This window comes from Sphaerobacter sp., from assembly GCF_019683595.1.
In the GTDB taxonomy this organism is placed as follows: Bacteria; Chloroflexota; Chloroflexia; order Thermomicrobiales; family Thermomicrobiaceae; genus Sphaerobacter.
The window spans coordinates 1-16546 of record NZ_JADGHZ010000069.1; the positions used below are offsets into that span (position 1 = coordinate 1).

Below are 16546 nucleotides of genomic sequence, written 5' to 3' on the forward strand. Positions count from 1 at the left end.
CTGCTGCGGGGTCGGTGCTGTTCTGCTCCCCTGCCCTAAGGCAGGGGAGCAGATCGCTCCCCCACATTGGTGAGGACAAGAAGCACGGCGAGCATGTCTTGCTCGACTACCTCGGTGCACCCCCAATCTCTTTGGGGATGTCTTGGAAGGATTGCCAACATGAGATACCACAACCCTTCGTTGCTGTCAAGAAGAGGTATTCGAGTGATAAGGCATGCCACGAAGCAGAGCCCTGGCGAGCGTGATTCCCCGCTGCCGCTCCGCAGCCTCTGGTAGCTGCGCTCGTGTCCGTCTTGTCTCGATACTAGCGAGGGCAGGGGAATACACCGGTTCCCGTGGTCACGAGCTCGGCCACTGCGTCACGGCACACTAGGCGTGGATCGGTCATAATGGCTCCGCGTGGGCAGCGACTGGCGCGGAGTGATTGCAGGAGAGGGGGCATGAGATGGATCTGGGGCTGACCGGGAAGGTTGCGCTGGTGCCGGCGGCGAGCTCGGGATTGGGCCGGGCAGTGGCGCTGGCGCTCGCGCGTGAGGGGGCGAAGGTCGTCGTCAGTAGCCGTAATCAGGCGGCGGTCGATGAGGTGGCGGAGACGATTCGCGCGGCGGGCGGTGAGGCGCTGGCGGTGGCGGCCGACGTTACCAAGCCGGCCGATCTGGAGCGGCTGGTTCAGGCGGCGATCGACCGGTACGGCGGAATCGATGTACTGATCACCAACGCAGGAGGGCCGCCGGCCGGGACGTTTGACAAGTTCGACGATGCTGACTGGCAGGCGGCATTTGAGCTGACGCTGATGAGCGCGGTGCGGCTGATCCGGCTGGCGTTGCCGTCGATGCGGGCGCGGGGCGGCGGCGTGATCATCGCCATGACCTCGTCTTCGATCAAGCAGCCGATCCCGAACCTGCTGCTGTCGAACGTGATGCGCGCCGGGGTGGCAGGGCTGGCGAAGACCCTGGCGGACGAACTTGCGCCGGACGGGATCCGGGTCAACACGATTGTGCCGGGGCGCATCGCCACACCGCGGGTGGCGCAGCTCGACCAGGTCAACGCCGAGCGGCAGGGGATCGACGTGGCGGAGGTGGAGCGGCGGGAGACGTCGCGGATCCCCATGGGCCGCTACGGCACGCCGGAGGAATTCGCCGATGCCGTCGCCTTCCTGGCGTCGGAGCGCGCCAGCTATATCACCGGGGCTACGCTCCAGGTGGACGGTGGTATGATTCGCTCACTCTGGTAGTTTTGGGACCGGTTGGTGTCGGAAGTACGAAAGTACTTCACGCAATAGCCATTTGGATCTAGATAGGTCGTAGCTGTGTATGGTAGGAATTAATTACGCGAGCGATGAGAGCTTCGTACTACGCTCGCGCGGGACAACGAAACGTCGGAGACGTTGACGCGCAGGCTGTAATCTGGGCACCTCGCCTGCGCCGAGCCTGAGGTGCAACCGGCCGACCCCTTGGGAGTCGAGCCGGTTTTTTGCGTTAAGGGAGGGAACTCACCGCGGGCGTCCAGGAGCGGGCGTAGACAACAGAAGACAAGCGTGAGCGCGGAGGCGATGACGCGCGGGCTGTAATCTGGGCACCTCGCCCGCGCCGAGCCTGAGGTGCAACCGGCCGGCAAGATCTTGCCGGTTTTTGTTTCGGTGAGCGCACGTCATTTTCTGTTATCTGCCTCGTTCAGTTGATATCACAACTCGTCCGTGGTGAGCGCAATTCATCGAAGGGGGGGCGATCCCAAGCGGGGCCGGATGCCTGGAGCGGCGGGTCCCGCGGGGCGCCCAACAGGGAGGGTGATCGTGGAGCAGGTTCGTGCGCGTGGGACACGCGGGCTGGACCGACTACGCCTGGCGGTGGCAGGGACCGCTGCCTGGGATACGTTGGTCGACCAGCCCTCCGACATCGAAGAAACCGTCGCCCTCATCGCGCCGGCGGCCGAGTGGGAGGCATTTCCGCGGAGCTACCGGATTGCCAAGCGGGTGCTCGACATCGTGGTTGCCAGCCTCGGCCTGGTGCTGCTCGCGCCGCTGATGCTGGTGATCGCGGTGCTGATCCGGCTGGACTCCCCCGGCCCGGCGATTTTCCGCCAGGAGCGTGTCGGGCAGGGCGGCCGGCGGTTTCAGATCCTGAAGTTCCGCACCATGGTCAACGGCTGTGACCTGCTGCGCGACGGGCCGCACAAGCGCCCCGACGACGCGCGGGTCACGCGGGTGGGGCGGCTGCTGCGCCGCACCAGCCTGGACGAGCTGCCGCAGCTCATCAACGTGCTGCGCGGCGAGATGAGCCTGGTCGGGCCACGGCCGGAGTTGCCGGAGATCGTCGAGGCTCACTACGAGCCGTGGCAGTACCGCCGCTTCCTGGTTCCGCAGGGCATCACCGGCTGGTGGCAGGTCACCGGTCGCGGGAAGAAGCTGATGTACGAGCACACTGAGGACGACCTCTACTACGTCGAGAACGCTTCGTTCCGCTTCGACTTGTTGATCCTGGCTAAGACCGTCGTGGCCGTTCTGCGCCGGGAGGGAGCGTTCTAATGCAGCAGGTTCGTCACGAAGCGACCGCCGTCAAAATCGGGACCAGCGCGGAGGCCGTCGCGGGGGCGCCCCGCCCGACCCCGGTCAACCGCAGCCGCCGCATCCTCGGGATGCGCGTCGATGCCACATCGTACGCGGCTGCGGCCGAGCAGGTCATCACCTGGGCCAAGGCCGGGGAGTCGCGCTACGTCTGTGTCTCCACCGTGCACATGGTCATGGAGGGGCACGACCGCGCCGAGTTCCAGCGGATCGTCAACGCGGCCGATCTGGTCACGCCGGACGGCATGCCGCTGGTGTGGGGCCTGAAGCTGCTGGGGATCCCGTCGGCCACCCGGGTGTACGGCCCGGACCTGACGCCGGTGGTGTGCGAGCGCGCGGCGCGCGAGGGGGTGCCGGTCGGCTTCTACGGCGGCACGCCGGAGGTGCTGGACCGCATGATCGCCAACCTGACGGCGCGCTACCCCGGCTTGCAGGTCGTCTACCGGCATAGCCCGCCGTTCCGTCCCCTGACGGCCGAGGAGGAGGCGCGGGAGATCGAGGAGATCCGTGCCTCCGGTGCGCGCATCCTCTTCGTCGGCCTGGGGTGCCCCAAGCAGGAGCAGTGGATGGCGGCGCGGCGCGGCCGGATCGACGCGGTCATGCTCGGTGTCGGGGCCGCCTTCGACTTCCTCGCCGGCACCAAGCGGCAGGCGCCCGACCTGATCCAATCGCTGGGGCTGGAGTGGCTGTTCCGGCTGGCGACTGAGCCCCGGCGGCTCTGGAGGCGCTACCTCTACAACAATCCGCGGTTTGTGGTCTTGTTCGCGGCCCAGATACTCAAGGGCCGGATTCCATGGGAGGCTCGCTAATGGCAACGCGTGTTCTGGTCACCGGCGCTGGCGGTTTCATCGGTCACCACCTGGTCCGCTACCTGGTCGCCAAGGGGTATTGGGTCCGGGGTGTCGACATCAAGTACCCCGAGTTCGAGTCGTCGCTGGCGCACGACTTCCAACTGCTCGACCTGCGCCGCTTCGATAACTGTCTGATCGCCACCAGCGGCGTTGACGAGGTCTACCACCTGGCGGCCGATATGGGCGGCATCGGGTACATCACCGGGAACCACGCCAGCATCGCTCGGAACGACATCCTGATCAACACCCACATGCTGGAGGCGAGCCGGATCAACGGGGTGCAGCGGTTCCTCTTCTCCTCCTCGGCCTGCGTCTACCCGGACTACCGCCAGGACGACCCCGACGTCACGCCGCTGCGCGAGGAGGACGCCTACCCGGCCGCGCCGGAGGAGGGCTACGGCTGGGAGAAGCTCTTCACAGAGAAGCTCTGCCAGTACTACGCCGAGGACTACGGCCTGGAGACGCGCGTGGTGCGGTTCCACAACGTCTACGGTCCGCTCGGCACCTACGAGGGCGGAAAGGAGAAGGCCCCGGCGGCGCTGTGCCGCAAGATCGCCCTGGCCGAGGACGGCGACGAGATTGAGATCTGGGGCGACGGCGAGCAGACCCGCTCCTTCATGTACGTCGACGACTGCGTCGAGGGGATCTACCGGCTGATGCGCTCGGACTACCGCCACCCGCTGAATCTTGGGACTGATCGGCTGGTGACGATCAACGAGCTGGTCGACATCATTGCCAATATCGCCGGGAAGCGGATCGTGAAGCGGCACGACCTCACGAAGCCGCAGGGCGTCCGCGGGCGCAACAGCGACAACACCCGGCTGCGCCAGGTGCTCGGCTGGGAGCCGGAGACCTCGCTGGAGAAGGGCCTGGCGATCACGTACCAGTGGATCGCCCGGCAAGTGGCTCCGGCACGGCACGGCCAGCGCCGGCTGGTGGCGGTGTAATGAGTCGTCAGGTGGGCGTGCACGGAGAGGGTCGCAAGCGCGGGTTGGGGGCCGGCGTGCGGCGAGTCGGGCGGGCGCTGAATGCCCTGCCGAATCGGGACATGATGGGCCTCGGCCGCCGGCTCTTCGCGGATGTGCGACGCATCCCCGGTGTGAACGGCGTGGCGGTCACGTTCGACGACGGACCGGGTGAGGGACTGGATGCGTTCCTGACCACGCTCGATCGCGCCGGGGTGCGGGCGACCTTCTTCGTCGTCGGCGAGCAAGTCCGCGCCGCACCCGGGCGCCTGACGGAGATCGTCGCGGCTGGGCATGAGGTCGGTCTCCACTGCGACCGGCACCTTCACCAGCTCTCGCTCACGCCGTGGGCCGTGCTCGAGGATCTCCGTCGGGCGCAAGCCACGATCGAGGACACGACCGGCAAGCCGGTGCGTCTGTACCGCCCTCCGTATGGGTGCTACTCCCTCGCGTCGTGGTTCGAGGCGGGGCGGCGCGGCTGGACTCGCGTGCGGTGGAGTCGAGATCCGCAGGATTGGGCTGCCGACGCGACGCCGGACGGGATTGTCGCGGCAGTCGGCCGGCCGGAGCCCGGCGACATCATCTTGCTCCACGATTCTGATCGCTACAGCGTGCCGGGAGCGTGGCGGCGCACGCTGGCTGCGTTGCCGCGGATTCTCGACGCCATCGCTGCCGCGGGACTGACGGCGTGCCCCGTCGGCGCGTTGCTGGACCAGGCTGGGATCGGACGCGGTCCGTGGTCAGCCCGGGTGGGGTTTACCCCTGAGCGACTGTACCGGCTTGGCTGACAACGGGGAATGGGGTTGCGGGTGGACATCATGGGACGGCGACGCGTCATGGCGATGCCGCTGATCCTGGCGGGGATTTTGGCGTTCGCCGTCTATGGCGCACCGAATACCGGCCGGTTAACGACGAGGGCCGTGATATGAGCCTCCGGGAACAGGTGCTCAAAGGCGGGGTCTACCTCGCGCTGCGTGAGGGATTCGGGCTCATTGTGAGCCTGGGCGGGGTGCTCCTGTTGACCCGCCTCATCGGTCCCGCGCACTACGGGCTGTATACCGGCTCGGTTGCCATCGTCGTCTTCGTGGGCCAGATCGGCCGGATGGGGATCGATGTCTGCCTGATCCGGAGCCAGGAATCGCCCGATGCGTCGACGTACCATCAGGCCTTCACCTTGCTCCTCCTGTCCGGCGTGGGGCTGGCCCTCGGCGGGATCCTGCTGGTCCCACTCCTTGCCGGCTGGGCCATCAACCCCCACTTTGTCGATCCGCTCCGCGTGCTGTTGGGGACGCTGCCACTGTCGCAGATGATCGCTCCGGCAACGGCACGGCTCGAGCGGGACTTGAACTACCGGGCTGTGGCCATCATGGACCTGATGGGGCAGATCGTGTACTACCTGGTCGCGCTCCCGCTGGCCGTGTTGGGCGCGGGCGTGTGGGCAGCGGTGGCGGGCTACTGGTGCCTTCAAATCATCGTCTGTATCTACGCCTACACGGTGTCGCGCTACCGGCCGCGGCTCGTCTGGTCGCGGAGCCGCGCTCAGGCGCTCCTCGGCTATGGCCTGGGCTACTCGGGATCCCAGTGGCTGTGGCAACTGCGGTCGCTCGTCAACCCGCTGATCGTCGGGCGGTTCCTTGGCCCCGCGGGGGTCGGCTATGTGTCGCTCGCCGTCCGGTTCGCGGAGGTGCTGTCCTTCTTCCGGAACGTGTCGTGGCGGCTCTCGATCGCCGCGCTCGCCAAGGTACAGACTGATCACGCACGCCTGCGCGCTGCGCTGGAGGAGGCCATGGCGCTCCAGGTGCTGGCGGTCGGGCCGCTCCTTGGCGCGTTTTCCCTCCTGGCGCACCCGGTGATCCCACTGCTGTTCGGTGCACGGTGGTCGCCGGCGCTGCGGGTGTATCCGGCGGTCGCTGTGGGGGCACTGTTCGGCGCGCTGTTCAACATCCAGTCTTCGACGCTCTACGTCCTGCGCCGCAATGCTGCCGTGGCCTGGTTCCACGTGGCGCATGTCGTCGTCCTGGCGGCGAGTGCCTGGTTCTTCGTGCCACGCTTCGGCCTAATGGGCTACGGCCTGGCGGAGATCGTAGCGGTGACGACCTACGCGTTGCTCCACATCCAGATGAGCCGCGTCTTCCGATTCTCCTACGCGCAGGTGCTGCCCTGGCTCGCCGCGCTCATCCCACCGCTGGGCGCCGTCCTCGTGCCGCTTGGGTGGCGTCCGGTGCTCTGGGTGCCGCTTGCGCTCGTGGCCTTGCTGCCACGGCAGCGGCGGCAGATTGGACACTATCTCGGCTACGTTGTCCGATGGAGGACCGCATGATGGGTCAAGTGCCGCGTCTTGCAGCCACGAACCGCCGCCTCGCCCGAGTGCGTCCGGCGCGGTCGCGCGCGCCGCGCGACGCGAGCACGCTGGCGCCGGTGCCGCTCGACCCGCTGCCCGAGCGGCCCCTGGTGTCGATCCTGATGGCGAACTACAACTACGGCGCGTACATCGGCGAGGCCATCGAGAGCGTCCTGGCGCAGACCTACGACCACTTCGAGTTGATCGTCGTCGACGATGCCTCGACCGATGATTCCTGCGCGGTCGTGGAGCGCTACGCGCAGCACGATCCGCGGATCATCCTCCTCCGCTCCCCGGTAAACCAGGGGCAGGTTGCGGCGTTCAACCGCGCCTTCGCGGTCTCACGGGGGGAGATCATCTGCTTCCTCGACTCAGATGATCTCTTGGTGCCTACCAAGCTGGAGCAGGTGGTGGCGTGCTTCCGCGCCCATCCACGCGCGGGCGTGCTCAACCACAAGATGCTCATGGTTGACATGCGCACCGGTGCGACGCAGGAGATGCCGTACGTCTCGCGCTTCGAAACCGGATGGATCGCCGACCGGGTCGTTCGGCGTGGCGGCCGGTGGCTCGTGATCGCCGGGGCCGCGTTGAGTTTCCGCCGGGCGGTCGCGCAGTGCATCTTCCCCATCCCGGACGACGACCGTTTTTGGGGCGCGGACAACTTCCTCATGCCGATCGCGCCGCTCCTGGCGGAGGTCGCTGCGATCGAGGAACCGCTGTACCTCTATCGCGTGCATGGGAAGAACGATAGCGCCGGCCGAGAGTCGGATGTGCCGCGTCTGCAACGGCATTGCCGGATGCTCATCGCCAGTACCACCGCTGTGAACCAGCGGCTGACCGAGCTGGGCATGACGGACCGGCTTCTCGACTACCGTCGCAACGCCGAATATTGGAAGACCGTCCTGTTGATCGATCTGATCGCGCACGCCTGGAGCTGGAAGGCCGTCCAGTCGTTCGCGCATGTGGCACGACTGCTGGCCTGGAACGAGATGTACCGCCCGGCGGTGCGCGCGGTCCGGATGGCGATCTACGGCGTTGCCGTGATCCTACCGCGGCCGCTGCGTTCGACCTGGATGGCGATCGGGCTGGGCTACCATCCGTTCAAGGGCCGGATTCAATCGGTGCTCTCACGGATCCGCTCGCTCGTGGCCTACGCTGGCCGACGTCCGGTCACCGAGCCGCTCGCGGCGTCCAGCGACCCCTGATACGCACGACAGGAGAAACCGGGGCCCGGAGCCTGATAATTGCGCGGTCGATCTGCGTCCAAGGGAGCAAGAGATGAACGAGCGGGAGCTCGTCAGCATAATCGTCAACAATTACAACTACGCGTCGTTCCTGGGTGAGGCGATCGAGAGCGCGCTGGGGCAGACCTATCCGTCGGTGGAAGTCATCGTCGTTGATGACGGCTCGACGGATGACTCGCGTCGCGTCATCGAGCGCTACGGTGATCGCATCGTGCGCGTCCTCAAGGCGAACGGCGGCCAGGCATCGGCGGTCAACGCCGGCGTCGCCGCCGCGCGGGGCGACATTGTGTTCCTGCTCGACGCCGATGACGTGCTTGCGCCGGATATCGTGGCCAAGGTCGTGGATGCGTTTCGTGACCACCCCGAGGCGAGCTTGGTGCAGTTCCGCCTCGCGGTGGTGGACGCGGAACGCCGCCCGCTCGGCCGTTGCGATCCGCCACTGACGCATCCGCTGTGGAGTGGCGACCTCCGGGAGCACATCCTCCGGCATGGCAACAGTTTTCCCTGCCCGCCAACCAGCGGGAACGCCGCGCGGGCCGCGGCGCTCCGACGGATCGGGCCGATCCCGGAGGATGTCTATCGGTACGGGGTCGATCAGTTTCTCACGATGACGTTGCCGCTGGCCGGCCAGGTCGTCGGCCTGGACGTGATCGGCGGCGAGTATCGGGTGCACGGCACCAACTTCTACGGCGGGGCGTCCGCCGCGTCGCGAGCGCAGCACGCCGTTGAGGTGGCGTATCATGGCTGGCCGCACGTGAAGATGGTGGCGGACCGTCTCGAGGTCAAGGGCCTCCCGTCGCGCGTCACCGACCTGGCTGATATCTCGTTGCAGCGCGACCGCATGGTGTCGCTCAAGCTTGCGCCCGCACGGCATCCGATCCCGGGCGATCGCCCGCTCCGGGCGGCTGTCGACGGCGTCGCTACCGCGCTCCGCTATCCCGGCACGTCGCCCGCATGGAAGCTGTTCCAGTCGCTCTGGTTTGTGGGGATGGCGATGGCCCCGCGGCGCCTCGCGGTCAGGCTCGGCGAGGCTGTGGCGGTTCCGGAAAGCCGCGATCGCCTGCGGCAGCGGCTGAGTGGGCTGCTCCAGGTGGGACGACGCCCAGTGCACCAGCCTTCGAGAGGTGGATGAAACACGATGACCGACATGCCGCTCGTCAGCATCATCATCGATAACTACAACTACGGCCACCTGATCGCTGAGACGATCGACAGTGCCCTTGCGCAGACGTATCCCAACATCGAGGTCATCGTCGTCGACGACGGCTCGACCGACAACTCGCGGGAGGTCATCGCGCGGTACGGGGACCGGGTCATCCCGGTGTTCAAGGAAAATGGGGGCCAGTGCTCCGCGTTCAACGTCGGCTTCGCTGCCAGCCACGGCGACATCATCGCGCTCCTGGACTCGGACGACGTCTGGGATCCGGAGAAGATCGCGCTCATGGTCGACATCTTTCAGCGCTACCCTGAGGTGGGGTGGGTCGGCCATAAGCTCACCATCACCGACGCGAAGCTGAACTCCCTCGGCTACACCTTCCCCGACCTGCTGCCGAACGGGCCGGTTCCCCCCGATCCGCACCTCCATCTGGAGCGGATGGTCAGAGTGACGGTCAGCGGGCTATTGTTCCGCCGGAGCGCGGGAGAGCGTGCCTTCCCGATCCCCTACGAGAGCGGAACCTGGCGAACGTGCGCGGATGTCTACCTCATGTCGATGTTCGCCATCGAGGGGATCTGGGGGTATACGCTGGATGAGTCCCTCGGCCTCTACCGGCAGCACCCCGGGCAGGAGTTTGCTCAGCCCGGCGCGATCGCCCGGCGGGTCGAGCGGGACGCGGTCATCTCGGAGGCGCTGGCGGAGATCTGGACGCGGCGGAAGGGTCGGCGTTTTTCATCGACCACCGTCTACAAGCACCGGCTGGTGGCGTCGGCCTTGACGGGCCATGCGATCCTAAGTGGGGAGCGATGGCGCTTGCTCGCGGGCGGTATTCGGTCCGTGGTGGATCTGGTACGCCCGCACCCGCGGCTCGCCGTACGCCAGGGATTGGGGATCGCGATAGCCTTCGCCTTCCCGCATTGGTGGACGCGTCGGGTCTTCCGGCGGTTCGGTACGCAATTCACGCCGCAACCTGCGGCGACATCGTGACTCGGCCCCGGGTCACGGGAGGGATACAGGGTCAGGATCGATGAGGGCCAGTGACGCGCTCCACCGGCTGACGGCAACGCCGACCGTCTTGACGGCGGCGGCTGTGCTGAGCCTCGTCGCGGCACTCGTGGCGTCGGCCGTGCCGCTCCTGGCCGTCATGCTCCTGGCCGCCGCCTCGCTCGCCGTGCTCCTGATGCTCTCGCGGTCGCTGGTCCTGGCGATCCTCCTGATGAGCGGGCTGGTGGATCTGCTAACCCCGTTCCGCATCGGTCCCCTCTCGGCGATGGGACTCACCACGGTCCTGTACGTCCTCGGGAGCTGGTTTGTCTGGCTGCTCCGTGCGGCGGAGCTGCCTGCCCGCGTGCGGCGCGCCATTGCCCCATTCCTGCTGTTCCTCTTCTGGGGCGCGCTGTCGATGGTCCTCTGGTATCGGCCGTCCGTCGCGGGGGTCCAGAACCTCCTGGTGATCGCGGCGTTCCTCGGGTTGATCGTGCTGACGGCGGCCGAGGCACGGCGCTCGCCGGAGTTCATCGAGACGCTGGGCAGGGTGATGGCGGCGGCGACCATGCTTGCCGTCGTGCTGCAAGTGCTGAATTACCACCTCGGCGTGATGCCGAGCGGTTTCGGGGTCCAGGCGCGGAGTTTCGCGCTCTTCGCCCTCGTCGCCGTCGCCTGGCAACTGGGCCGCTGGCGCACGGGGGATCGCTGGGCGTTCTGGGCCGCGGTCGCGATTGTGGGCCTGGTCGGTCTCAGCCTGTCGCGCACCGCGTTCGTTGTCGGGGTTCTGCTCTTCCCCTTGTCGTTCATCCGCCTGCAATCGGTCCGTGGCTGGCTTCGTGCCGGCGTCCTCGGCGTGGGAGCGGTCGGGCTCCTGTACACCATCGTCTCGCATGTCGGAGCGCTTCGGGAACGCTTCTTCGAAGGCGATCTCTCCCTCAAGGTGGGCGGGATCGCCATCAACGCGATGGGACGCACGGCGTTCTGGGAGCTCACCCTGGCGTCGTGGCGCAAGTCGCCGATCATCGGCAATGGGTCGGGCTCGGCGGAGGAGCTGATCGAGGCCTACTTCCCAGGTCTGGGCCATCCGCACAACGACTACCTGCGCATCCTGCACGACGGCGGCCTGGTCGGCCTGGCCATCTGGCTTGTGGGATACCTGGGGCTGCTGTGGATGACCGCGTCGGCCTGGAGCCGATCGGACCCGAAGCGCAACCCGGCCGCTCGCGTGCATCTGGCCGCCTTCCTCTCGCTCGCCGCGGTGGCGGCGGCGATGCTCACGGACAACACGATGGTCTACGTCTTCGTGATGGCGCCGGCCGGTATCCTCGTCGGTGCGTCGTTCGGCGTCTCAGCGCGCGACCAGCGCGCGGCCCCGGCTTCCGTCGAACCAACACCGGGTCCGCCCGGTGGTGAAGGTGGTCCGGCGCCGGGGACCGACCCGGACACGGCCCCGCCGACGCCACTGCAGAGGGCATCGTGCACATCCTAGTGGTCCACAACCGCTACCAGCAGGCAGGCGGCGAGGATGTGGTGTTCGCGGCGGAAGTCGACCTGCTGCGCCGCTATGGCCACACCGTTACCGAGCTGGTCTTCGACAACCGCGAGATCCCCGAGCGCCCCGCCCCCATCGACGCCGCTCGCCTCGCGCTCGGCACCGTCTGGTCCCGGAAAGGGGCTGCACGGGTCCGCGCGGCGATCCGTGAGCATCGGCCGGAGGTGGTTCACTTCCACAATACGTTTCCGCTGGTGTCACCGGCGGCCTACTACGCGGCGCGTGCCGAGCGGGTAGCGGTGGTGCAGACCCTCCACAACTACCGGCTGATCTGCCCCGGTTCGCTGCTGTATCGTGACGATCACATCTGTCACGACTGCGTCGGGCGCGTGGTGCCCTGGCCGGGTGTGGTCCATGGCTGTTATCGCGAGTCCCGCGCGCAGACGGCCCCTGTCGCGGCGATGCTCGCTGTCCACCGGCTTGCAGGCACCTGGAGGAACCTCGTCGACCGCTACATCGCGCTGAGCCAGGTCGCGCGCGACCAGTTCGTTGCCGGCGGTTTGCCCGAGGAGCGGATCGTCGTCAAGCCAAACTTCGTGGATCTGGACCCGCCGGACCGCTCCTCCCCGGGGGAGTTCTATCTCTTTGCCGGTCGGCTCGCGGTCGAAAAGGGCGTGGACACGCTCCTGCGCGCCTGGACGGAGCACGGGCGGCCTGAGCCACTGCATATCGTCGGGGACGGTCCGCTCGCGCGGCAGGTCGAAGCCGCGGCGCAGGCGTCGCCGAGCATTCGCTCCCTCGGGCGGTTGGATCGCACGGCGGTCCTGGAGCAGATGCGTCAGGCACGGGCGTTGATCTTCCCGTCGGTGTGGTACGAGGGATTCCCGATGATCCTCGTCGAGGCGCTGGCGTCCGGCCTCCCGGTGATTGCGAGCCGGCTGGGGGCCGCCGCGGAGGTCATCGAGGATGGTGTGACCGGGCTGCACGTCACCGCAGGCAGCGCTGCCGACCTGGCGGCGAAAGTCGATTGGCTCTCACGGCATCCGGACGCCGGCGAGGAAATGGGGCGGGCGGCCCGGCGCGTCTACGAGGCGAAGTACACGAGCGCTCAGAACTACGAGCAGTTAATGGCCATCTACGAGGCGGCGTGCGCGCGTTCCCGCCGCACACATGCGTAGGCCGGCGGCGTGTCGCCGCCCGCCGCGCCGTGCGTCGAGCGCTTAGCCCAGGTTGCCGTAGATCGTCGCCTGGGCCGGTGGGACCAGGCTGATCGCCCCGCGGGTGTTCCCGCGCAGGTCATTGTTGGCGATGACCACATTGCGCCAGGTGAAATTGGTGGTGCCGTCGATGTACGACTGCACGCCGTACTGCTGCCGGCTCGCGGGCGAAGAGGCGAAGCAGCGATTCTCAACCACCTGCAGCCCGTCGATCACGGTGCGGTCCTCGCCGCACACGATCGCGATGCCCTGGGAGTTGTCCCAGCAGGTATTGCCGCGAATGATGTTGTTCGCGATCGGGCGGTAGGCGACGCCCCAGAGGAGGATCCCGGCGGCGCCGTAGTTGTTGACCTGGTTGCCGCTGATGGTGTTGTTCGAACCGCAGAATGCGATGCCCTCATAACCCAGGCCGGAGCCGGTGATCCGGTTGTTGAGCACCACGCCGTAGTCGACGGCATCCAGTCCGATACCAACGCCACTCGTCGTGATGACGTTGCCCTCGACGGTGATGTACTCGTGCCGGGCATCCGGATCGCCGCCGTGTGCCTGTATGGGAGCGTTGCCGCTCTGCATTGCCGTGTTGACGTCCTGGAAGGTGCAATTTCGGACGGTGACGTTCCGGTTGACGTTCCCTGCACCCGGGTGCTGGATGCGGACTCCGGAGTAGCGGACCCCGCTGAACTGACAGTCGGTGATCGTCACGTCGTGCACATGCCACAGGCTGATGGCCGTCTCGGGGATGTCGCGCAGCCGGCACTCCCGGACCGTGACGCCCCCTGCGTTCACCAGCTCGATCGCTGGACCGTACGTGCCGTGGGTGCCCATGCCCTGCAGGGTCAGCCCGGCGATCTCCACGCCTTCGGTGCCCTCGATGCCGACCATGCGGATCTCGGATCGGGCCAGCAGGACTGCCCCGTCCATGCTCTCGCCGACGATCCGAACGGGCCGGGTGATGGAGAGCCCCTGGGAGATAAAGTACGTACCCGCTGGGATCGAGACGACCGCCTCGGGGTTGCCGGCCACCGCGTCGATCGCTCGCTGGATCGCGCGGAAATCATCGGTCTTGCCGTTGCCCTTGGCACCGTAGTCCCGAACGTTCGCCACCGGGCCGGACGGTGCGGCCGCCGGTGGGGGTGCCGCTTCCGGTGCCGGAGGCTGGGTCGGGGTGGGAGTCGGGGTCGGCGTTGCCTTCGACTTGGATGGTTTTGGGGTAGGCGTAGGCTTGATCACCTTCGGCGTTGGGGTCTTGCGAGGCTGTGGCGTCGACTTCAGTCCGCTGATCGTCAGACGCTCGTTGGCGCCCGCTGCTCCCGGCAGGACCGCCCAGGCCACTGCCGGCAGGCCAACGGCACCGCCGACGACCAATTTTAGGAAATCACGCCGCGTGGACCGCGCAGGTCCGTTTCTTTCGTCCTTCATATTTCCGCTCCACTCCCAATCCCTGTGCCACCGTTTCGGCGTCCCGGGAGGTGGGGGCGGAATACCGCACTCGGACCCGCTCCTGTGTGAGTGCTGGCAGCCTGGCGGCCTCCGCGTGGAGGTCCATGGCTTTGCGCCCCCGCCTCGCGACGGGTTTGCCCTTTTCAGCTGTGCTCAGGTTACGAAGTCGGTAGAATCGAGGGCAGGACCCGATGGGGCCAACCCGGCACCCCGATCTGGCTAGGCTCCGCGGTGCTTTCGGCCCTGGTTGCTCCGGTACCATGGGTAGGTGGAGTCGTCGGGCGGGCGGCGCGATCATGGAGTGGAGCGGGAGTGGGGGCACACGTGACGACATCCGGAGAGCCGGCGGCGTACACAGGGCTGGTCGATCTCCACAGCCACGTGCTGCCGGGTGTAGACGATGGTGCTCGGAATGTGGACGAGGCGCTGCGGATGCTGCGGGTGGCGGAGGAGGACGGGATCACGACCATCGCCGCCACGCCTCATGCCGACTCCGTGACCCCTCAGCAGATCCTGCACGGCGTCGCCCATTTGAACCGGGAAGCGGCCGACGCCGGGCTGCGCATCCGCGTCGTTCCGGGGAGTGAGGTGCGGATCGCGGCCGACCTGCCCGCGCGGGCGGCGGACGGGCGGCTGGTGACGCTCGCCGACACCCCGTATCTGTTGCTGGAGCTGTCGCTCTGGGGCGACTGGCCGCCCTTCCTGCTGGAGGCAGTCTACGCCTGCCAGGTGGCCGGCCTCTGGCCGATCCTGGCGCACGCGGAGCGCTACCCGGCGGTGCAGCGAGATCCGGGCCGGGTGCTCCCGCTCGTCGAGCGCGGCGTGCTGGTGCAGGTGAACGCCGACTCGCTGTTCGGACGGAACGGGCGGAGTGCGCGGTGGGCGGCTGAGGAATTGATCCGCACCCGCGCGGCGCACCTGATCGCCAGCGACGCGCACCGGCCGGATTCACGCCCGCCGCGCGTGCGGGAAGCGCTGGAGCGCGCGGGGGCCATCGCCGGGGAGGCATACGCGACCTGGATGGCGCAGGCGGCCGCCGACGTGCTGCGCGGGGCGCCGATCACCCCGCCCCAGCCCGAGCCGCCGCGACGGCGTTCCCGGTTCCGCTGGCCCTTCCGCTAACCGCGGCTCCCGGCGAGTGGCCAGACACTTGCGACCCGTCCGGCGTGGACGAGCGTGGCCGCGCCCGGCGCGCACCCCCAGCAGCCGGGCTTGGAGGAGCCGATGGACACGCGCTTTGAAAATCGCACCGACGCGGGCCGGAGGTTGGCAACGCGGCTGGCGCACTATGCCGGGCGGCCGGACGTCCTGGTGCTGGCCCTCCCGCGCGGGGGTGTCCCGGTCGGCTACGAGGTGGCGCGCGCACTCGGCGTGCCCCTGGATGTGCTCGTCGTGCGCAAGCTGGGTGTGCCGGGGCACGAGGAGCTGGCGATGGGCGCGATCGCCAGCGGCGGGACGCGGGTGCTCAATCGCCAGGTGATGGGCAGCCTCGGCATCTCCCAAAACGTGTTCGACGATGTGGCCGCGCGGGAGGAAGCCGTGCTACGGCAGCGGGAGCGTGCCTACCGGGGCGATCGACCCCCAGCCGATGTGGGTGGCCGCACGGTGATCCTGGTCGACGACGGGCTGGCGACCGGAGCGACGATGCGGGCCGCGGTGGCGGCGCTGCGCCAGCGGAAGCCGGCTCGCATCGTCGTCGCGGTGCCGGTTGCCTCACCGGAAACGTGCAAGGCGCTCGAGCCGCATGTCGATGAGATCATCTGCTACCTCACCCCCGACGTGTTCCACGCGGTCGGGCTCTGGTACGAAGACTTTACGCCCACCTCCGACGACGAGGTGCGCGACCTGCTCCGCGACGCCGCGAGGTGGCGGGACCCCCATGCTGACCACCCACCGGAAGCTGACCCGGGCGCCTAGGAGCGCAGCCGACCGCACGCGATAGCTCGGCCGCATGGCGCGTTTGCCGTCATCCTGAGCGAAGCCGGGCGGCGCGGGCGCGCCGGGCAGCGGAGCGAAGGACCTCGCGCCGTACCGGTCACCCAGCGGAGAGATCCTTCGCTCCGCCGGGTGCGGCTGTTCGCCGCTCCCGGCTCCGCTGAGGATGACACGCGGGGAGTCGGAGACGGCTGGCGGGTGTGTCGGGCTAATTCGTCAAAGTTCACGCGGTTTTTCCAGAAGGAGCAACGTCAAGAGATCGCGGCGGTGCAGTGCGAGCCCAGCATACCCGGCATCCGGCCTGCGCGGGCGCGCCCCGGCGCGCCGGGCGGGGCCCCGGGCGGGGGGGGGAAAA

At 67.9% G+C, this 16546-nt stretch carries 14 protein-coding genes and 3 riboswitches; of the genes, 13 read left to right on the forward strand and 1 reads right to left on the reverse strand.

Annotation, left to right across the window (positions count from 1 at the left end; translation table 11 throughout):
- Positions 1-445 precede the first annotated feature (445 nt).
- The 11 genes from IRZ30_RS09055 (at position 446) to IRZ30_RS09105 (ending at position 12777) form a co-directional block, all read left to right on the forward strand.
- On the forward strand, positions 446-1234 hold the full coding sequence (locus IRZ30_RS09055) for an SDR family oxidoreductase (RefSeq protein WP_294084652.1): 789 nt from the start codon (positions 446-448) through the stop codon (positions 1232-1234).
- 137 nt (positions 1235-1371) lie between these two features.
- Positions 1372-1456: riboswitch (cyclic di-GMP riboswitch) on the forward strand.
- Between the two features lie 83 nt (positions 1457-1539).
- A riboswitch (cyclic di-GMP riboswitch) is annotated at positions 1540-1621 on the forward strand.
- 171 nt (positions 1622-1792) lie between these two features.
- Entirely contained in the window at positions 1793-2524 is a 732-nt protein-coding gene (locus IRZ30_RS09060) for a sugar transferase (protein WP_294084654.1), read from the forward strand.
- The gene (locus IRZ30_RS09065; RefSeq protein WP_294084656.1) at positions 2524-3372 is read left to right on the forward strand and encodes a WecB/TagA/CpsF family glycosyltransferase; all 849 of its coding nucleotides are present in this window, start codon (positions 2524-2526) and stop codon (positions 3370-3372) included. The genes IRZ30_RS09060 and IRZ30_RS09065 overlap by 1 nt, the downstream gene beginning before the upstream one ends.
- Positions 3372-4361: an NAD-dependent epimerase/dehydratase family protein gene (locus IRZ30_RS09070; protein WP_294084658.1), complete on the forward strand. Its 990-nt coding sequence runs from the start codon at positions 3372-3374 to the stop codon at positions 4359-4361. Before IRZ30_RS09065 ends, IRZ30_RS09070 begins: the two co-directional genes overlap by 1 nt.
- Positions 4362-4372: 11 nt before the next feature.
- Positions 4373-5167 (forward strand): polysaccharide deacetylase family protein, encoded by a 795-nt coding sequence (locus IRZ30_RS09075; protein WP_294084660.1) that lies wholly within the window; start codon positions 4373-4375, stop codon positions 5165-5167.
- A gap of 137 nt (positions 5168-5304) precedes the next feature.
- Positions 5305-6699 (forward strand): oligosaccharide flippase family protein, encoded by a 1395-nt coding sequence (locus tag IRZ30_RS09080; protein WP_294084661.1) that lies wholly within the window; start codon positions 5305-5307, stop codon positions 6697-6699.
- Entirely contained in the window at positions 6696-7925 is a 1230-nt protein-coding gene (locus tag IRZ30_RS09085; RefSeq protein WP_294084663.1) for a glycosyltransferase, read from the forward strand. The genes IRZ30_RS09080 and IRZ30_RS09085 overlap by 4 nt, the downstream gene beginning before the upstream one ends.
- 73 nt (positions 7926-7998) lie before the next feature.
- Complete coding sequence (locus IRZ30_RS09090; protein WP_294084665.1) at positions 7999-9096, forward strand: glycosyltransferase family 2 protein; 1098 nt, start codon at positions 7999-8001, stop codon at positions 9094-9096.
- Between the two features lie 6 nt (positions 9097-9102).
- Positions 9103-10107 carry a glycosyltransferase gene (locus IRZ30_RS09095; RefSeq protein WP_294084667.1) on the forward strand — a complete coding sequence of 335 codons (1005 nt, stop codon included), beginning with the start codon at positions 9103-9105 and terminating at the stop codon, positions 10105-10107.
- Positions 10108-10147: 40 nt separating this feature from the next.
- A complete protein-coding gene (locus tag IRZ30_RS09100; protein ID WP_294084668.1) occupies positions 10148-11596 on the forward strand; it encodes an O-antigen ligase family protein in 1449 nt (482 codons plus the stop codon).
- Positions 11584-12777, forward strand: a complete 1194-nt coding sequence (locus IRZ30_RS09105) for a glycosyltransferase family 4 protein (protein WP_294084669.1) — start codon at positions 11584-11586, stop codon at positions 12775-12777. Before IRZ30_RS09100 ends, IRZ30_RS09105 begins: the two co-directional genes overlap by 13 nt.
- 42 nt (positions 12778-12819) lie before the next feature.
- Here the strand turns inward: IRZ30_RS09105 and IRZ30_RS09110 are convergent, their stop codons facing one another.
- Positions 12820-13920, reverse strand: a complete 1101-nt coding sequence (locus IRZ30_RS09110; RefSeq protein WP_294084671.1) for a right-handed parallel beta-helix repeat-containing protein — start codon at positions 13918-13920, stop codon at positions 12820-12822.
- 407 nt (positions 13921-14327) lie between these two features.
- Positions 14328-14405, reverse strand: a riboswitch (cyclic di-GMP riboswitch).
- Between the two features lie 175 nt (positions 14406-14580).
- On the opposite strand from IRZ30_RS09110, the gene IRZ30_RS09115 reads away from it, so the two are divergent.
- Positions 14581-15378 carry a CpsB/CapC family capsule biosynthesis tyrosine phosphatase gene (locus IRZ30_RS09115; protein WP_294084673.1) on the forward strand — a complete coding sequence of 266 codons (798 nt, stop codon included), beginning with the start codon at positions 14581-14583 and terminating at the stop codon, positions 15376-15378.
- A gap of 102 nt (positions 15379-15480) precedes the next feature.
- On the forward strand, positions 15481-16173 hold the full coding sequence (locus IRZ30_RS09120; protein WP_294084675.1) for a phosphoribosyltransferase: 693 nt from the start codon (positions 15481-15483) through the stop codon (positions 16171-16173).
- Positions 16174-16546 lie beyond the last annotated feature (373 nt).

Excerpts from the sequence above, each read along its gene's own strand:
- IRZ30_RS09120 (WP_294084675.1), top strand. The coding sequence starts at position 15,481 with ATGGACACGCGCTTTGAAAATCGCACCGACGCGGGCCGGAGGTTGGCA.
- IRZ30_RS09065 (WP_294084656.1), top strand. The coding sequence starts at position 2,524 with ATGCAGCAGGTTCGTCACGAAGCGACCGCCGTCAAAATCGGGACCAGC.
- IRZ30_RS09070 (WP_294084658.1), top strand. The coding sequence starts at position 3,372 with ATGGCAACGCGTGTTCTGGTCACCGGCGCTGGCGGTTTCATCGGTCAC.
- IRZ30_RS09055 (WP_294084652.1), top strand. The coding sequence starts at position 446 with ATGGATCTGGGGCTGACCGGGAAGGTTGCGCTGGTGCCGGCGGCGAGC.
- IRZ30_RS09095 (WP_294084667.1), top strand. The coding sequence starts at position 9,103 with ATGACCGACATGCCGCTCGTCAGCATCATCATCGATAACTACAACTAC.
- IRZ30_RS09090 (WP_294084665.1), top strand. The coding sequence starts at position 7,999 with ATGAACGAGCGGGAGCTCGTCAGCATAATCGTCAACAATTACAACTAC.
- IRZ30_RS09085 (WP_294084663.1), top strand. The coding sequence starts at position 6,696 with ATGATGGGTCAAGTGCCGCGTCTTGCAGCCACGAACCGCCGCCTCGCC.
- IRZ30_RS09080 (WP_294084661.1), top strand. The coding sequence starts at position 5,305 with ATGAGCCTCCGGGAACAGGTGCTCAAAGGCGGGGTCTACCTCGCGCTG.
- IRZ30_RS09100 (WP_294084668.1), top strand. The coding sequence starts at position 10,148 with ATGAGGGCCAGTGACGCGCTCCACCGGCTGACGGCAACGCCGACCGTC.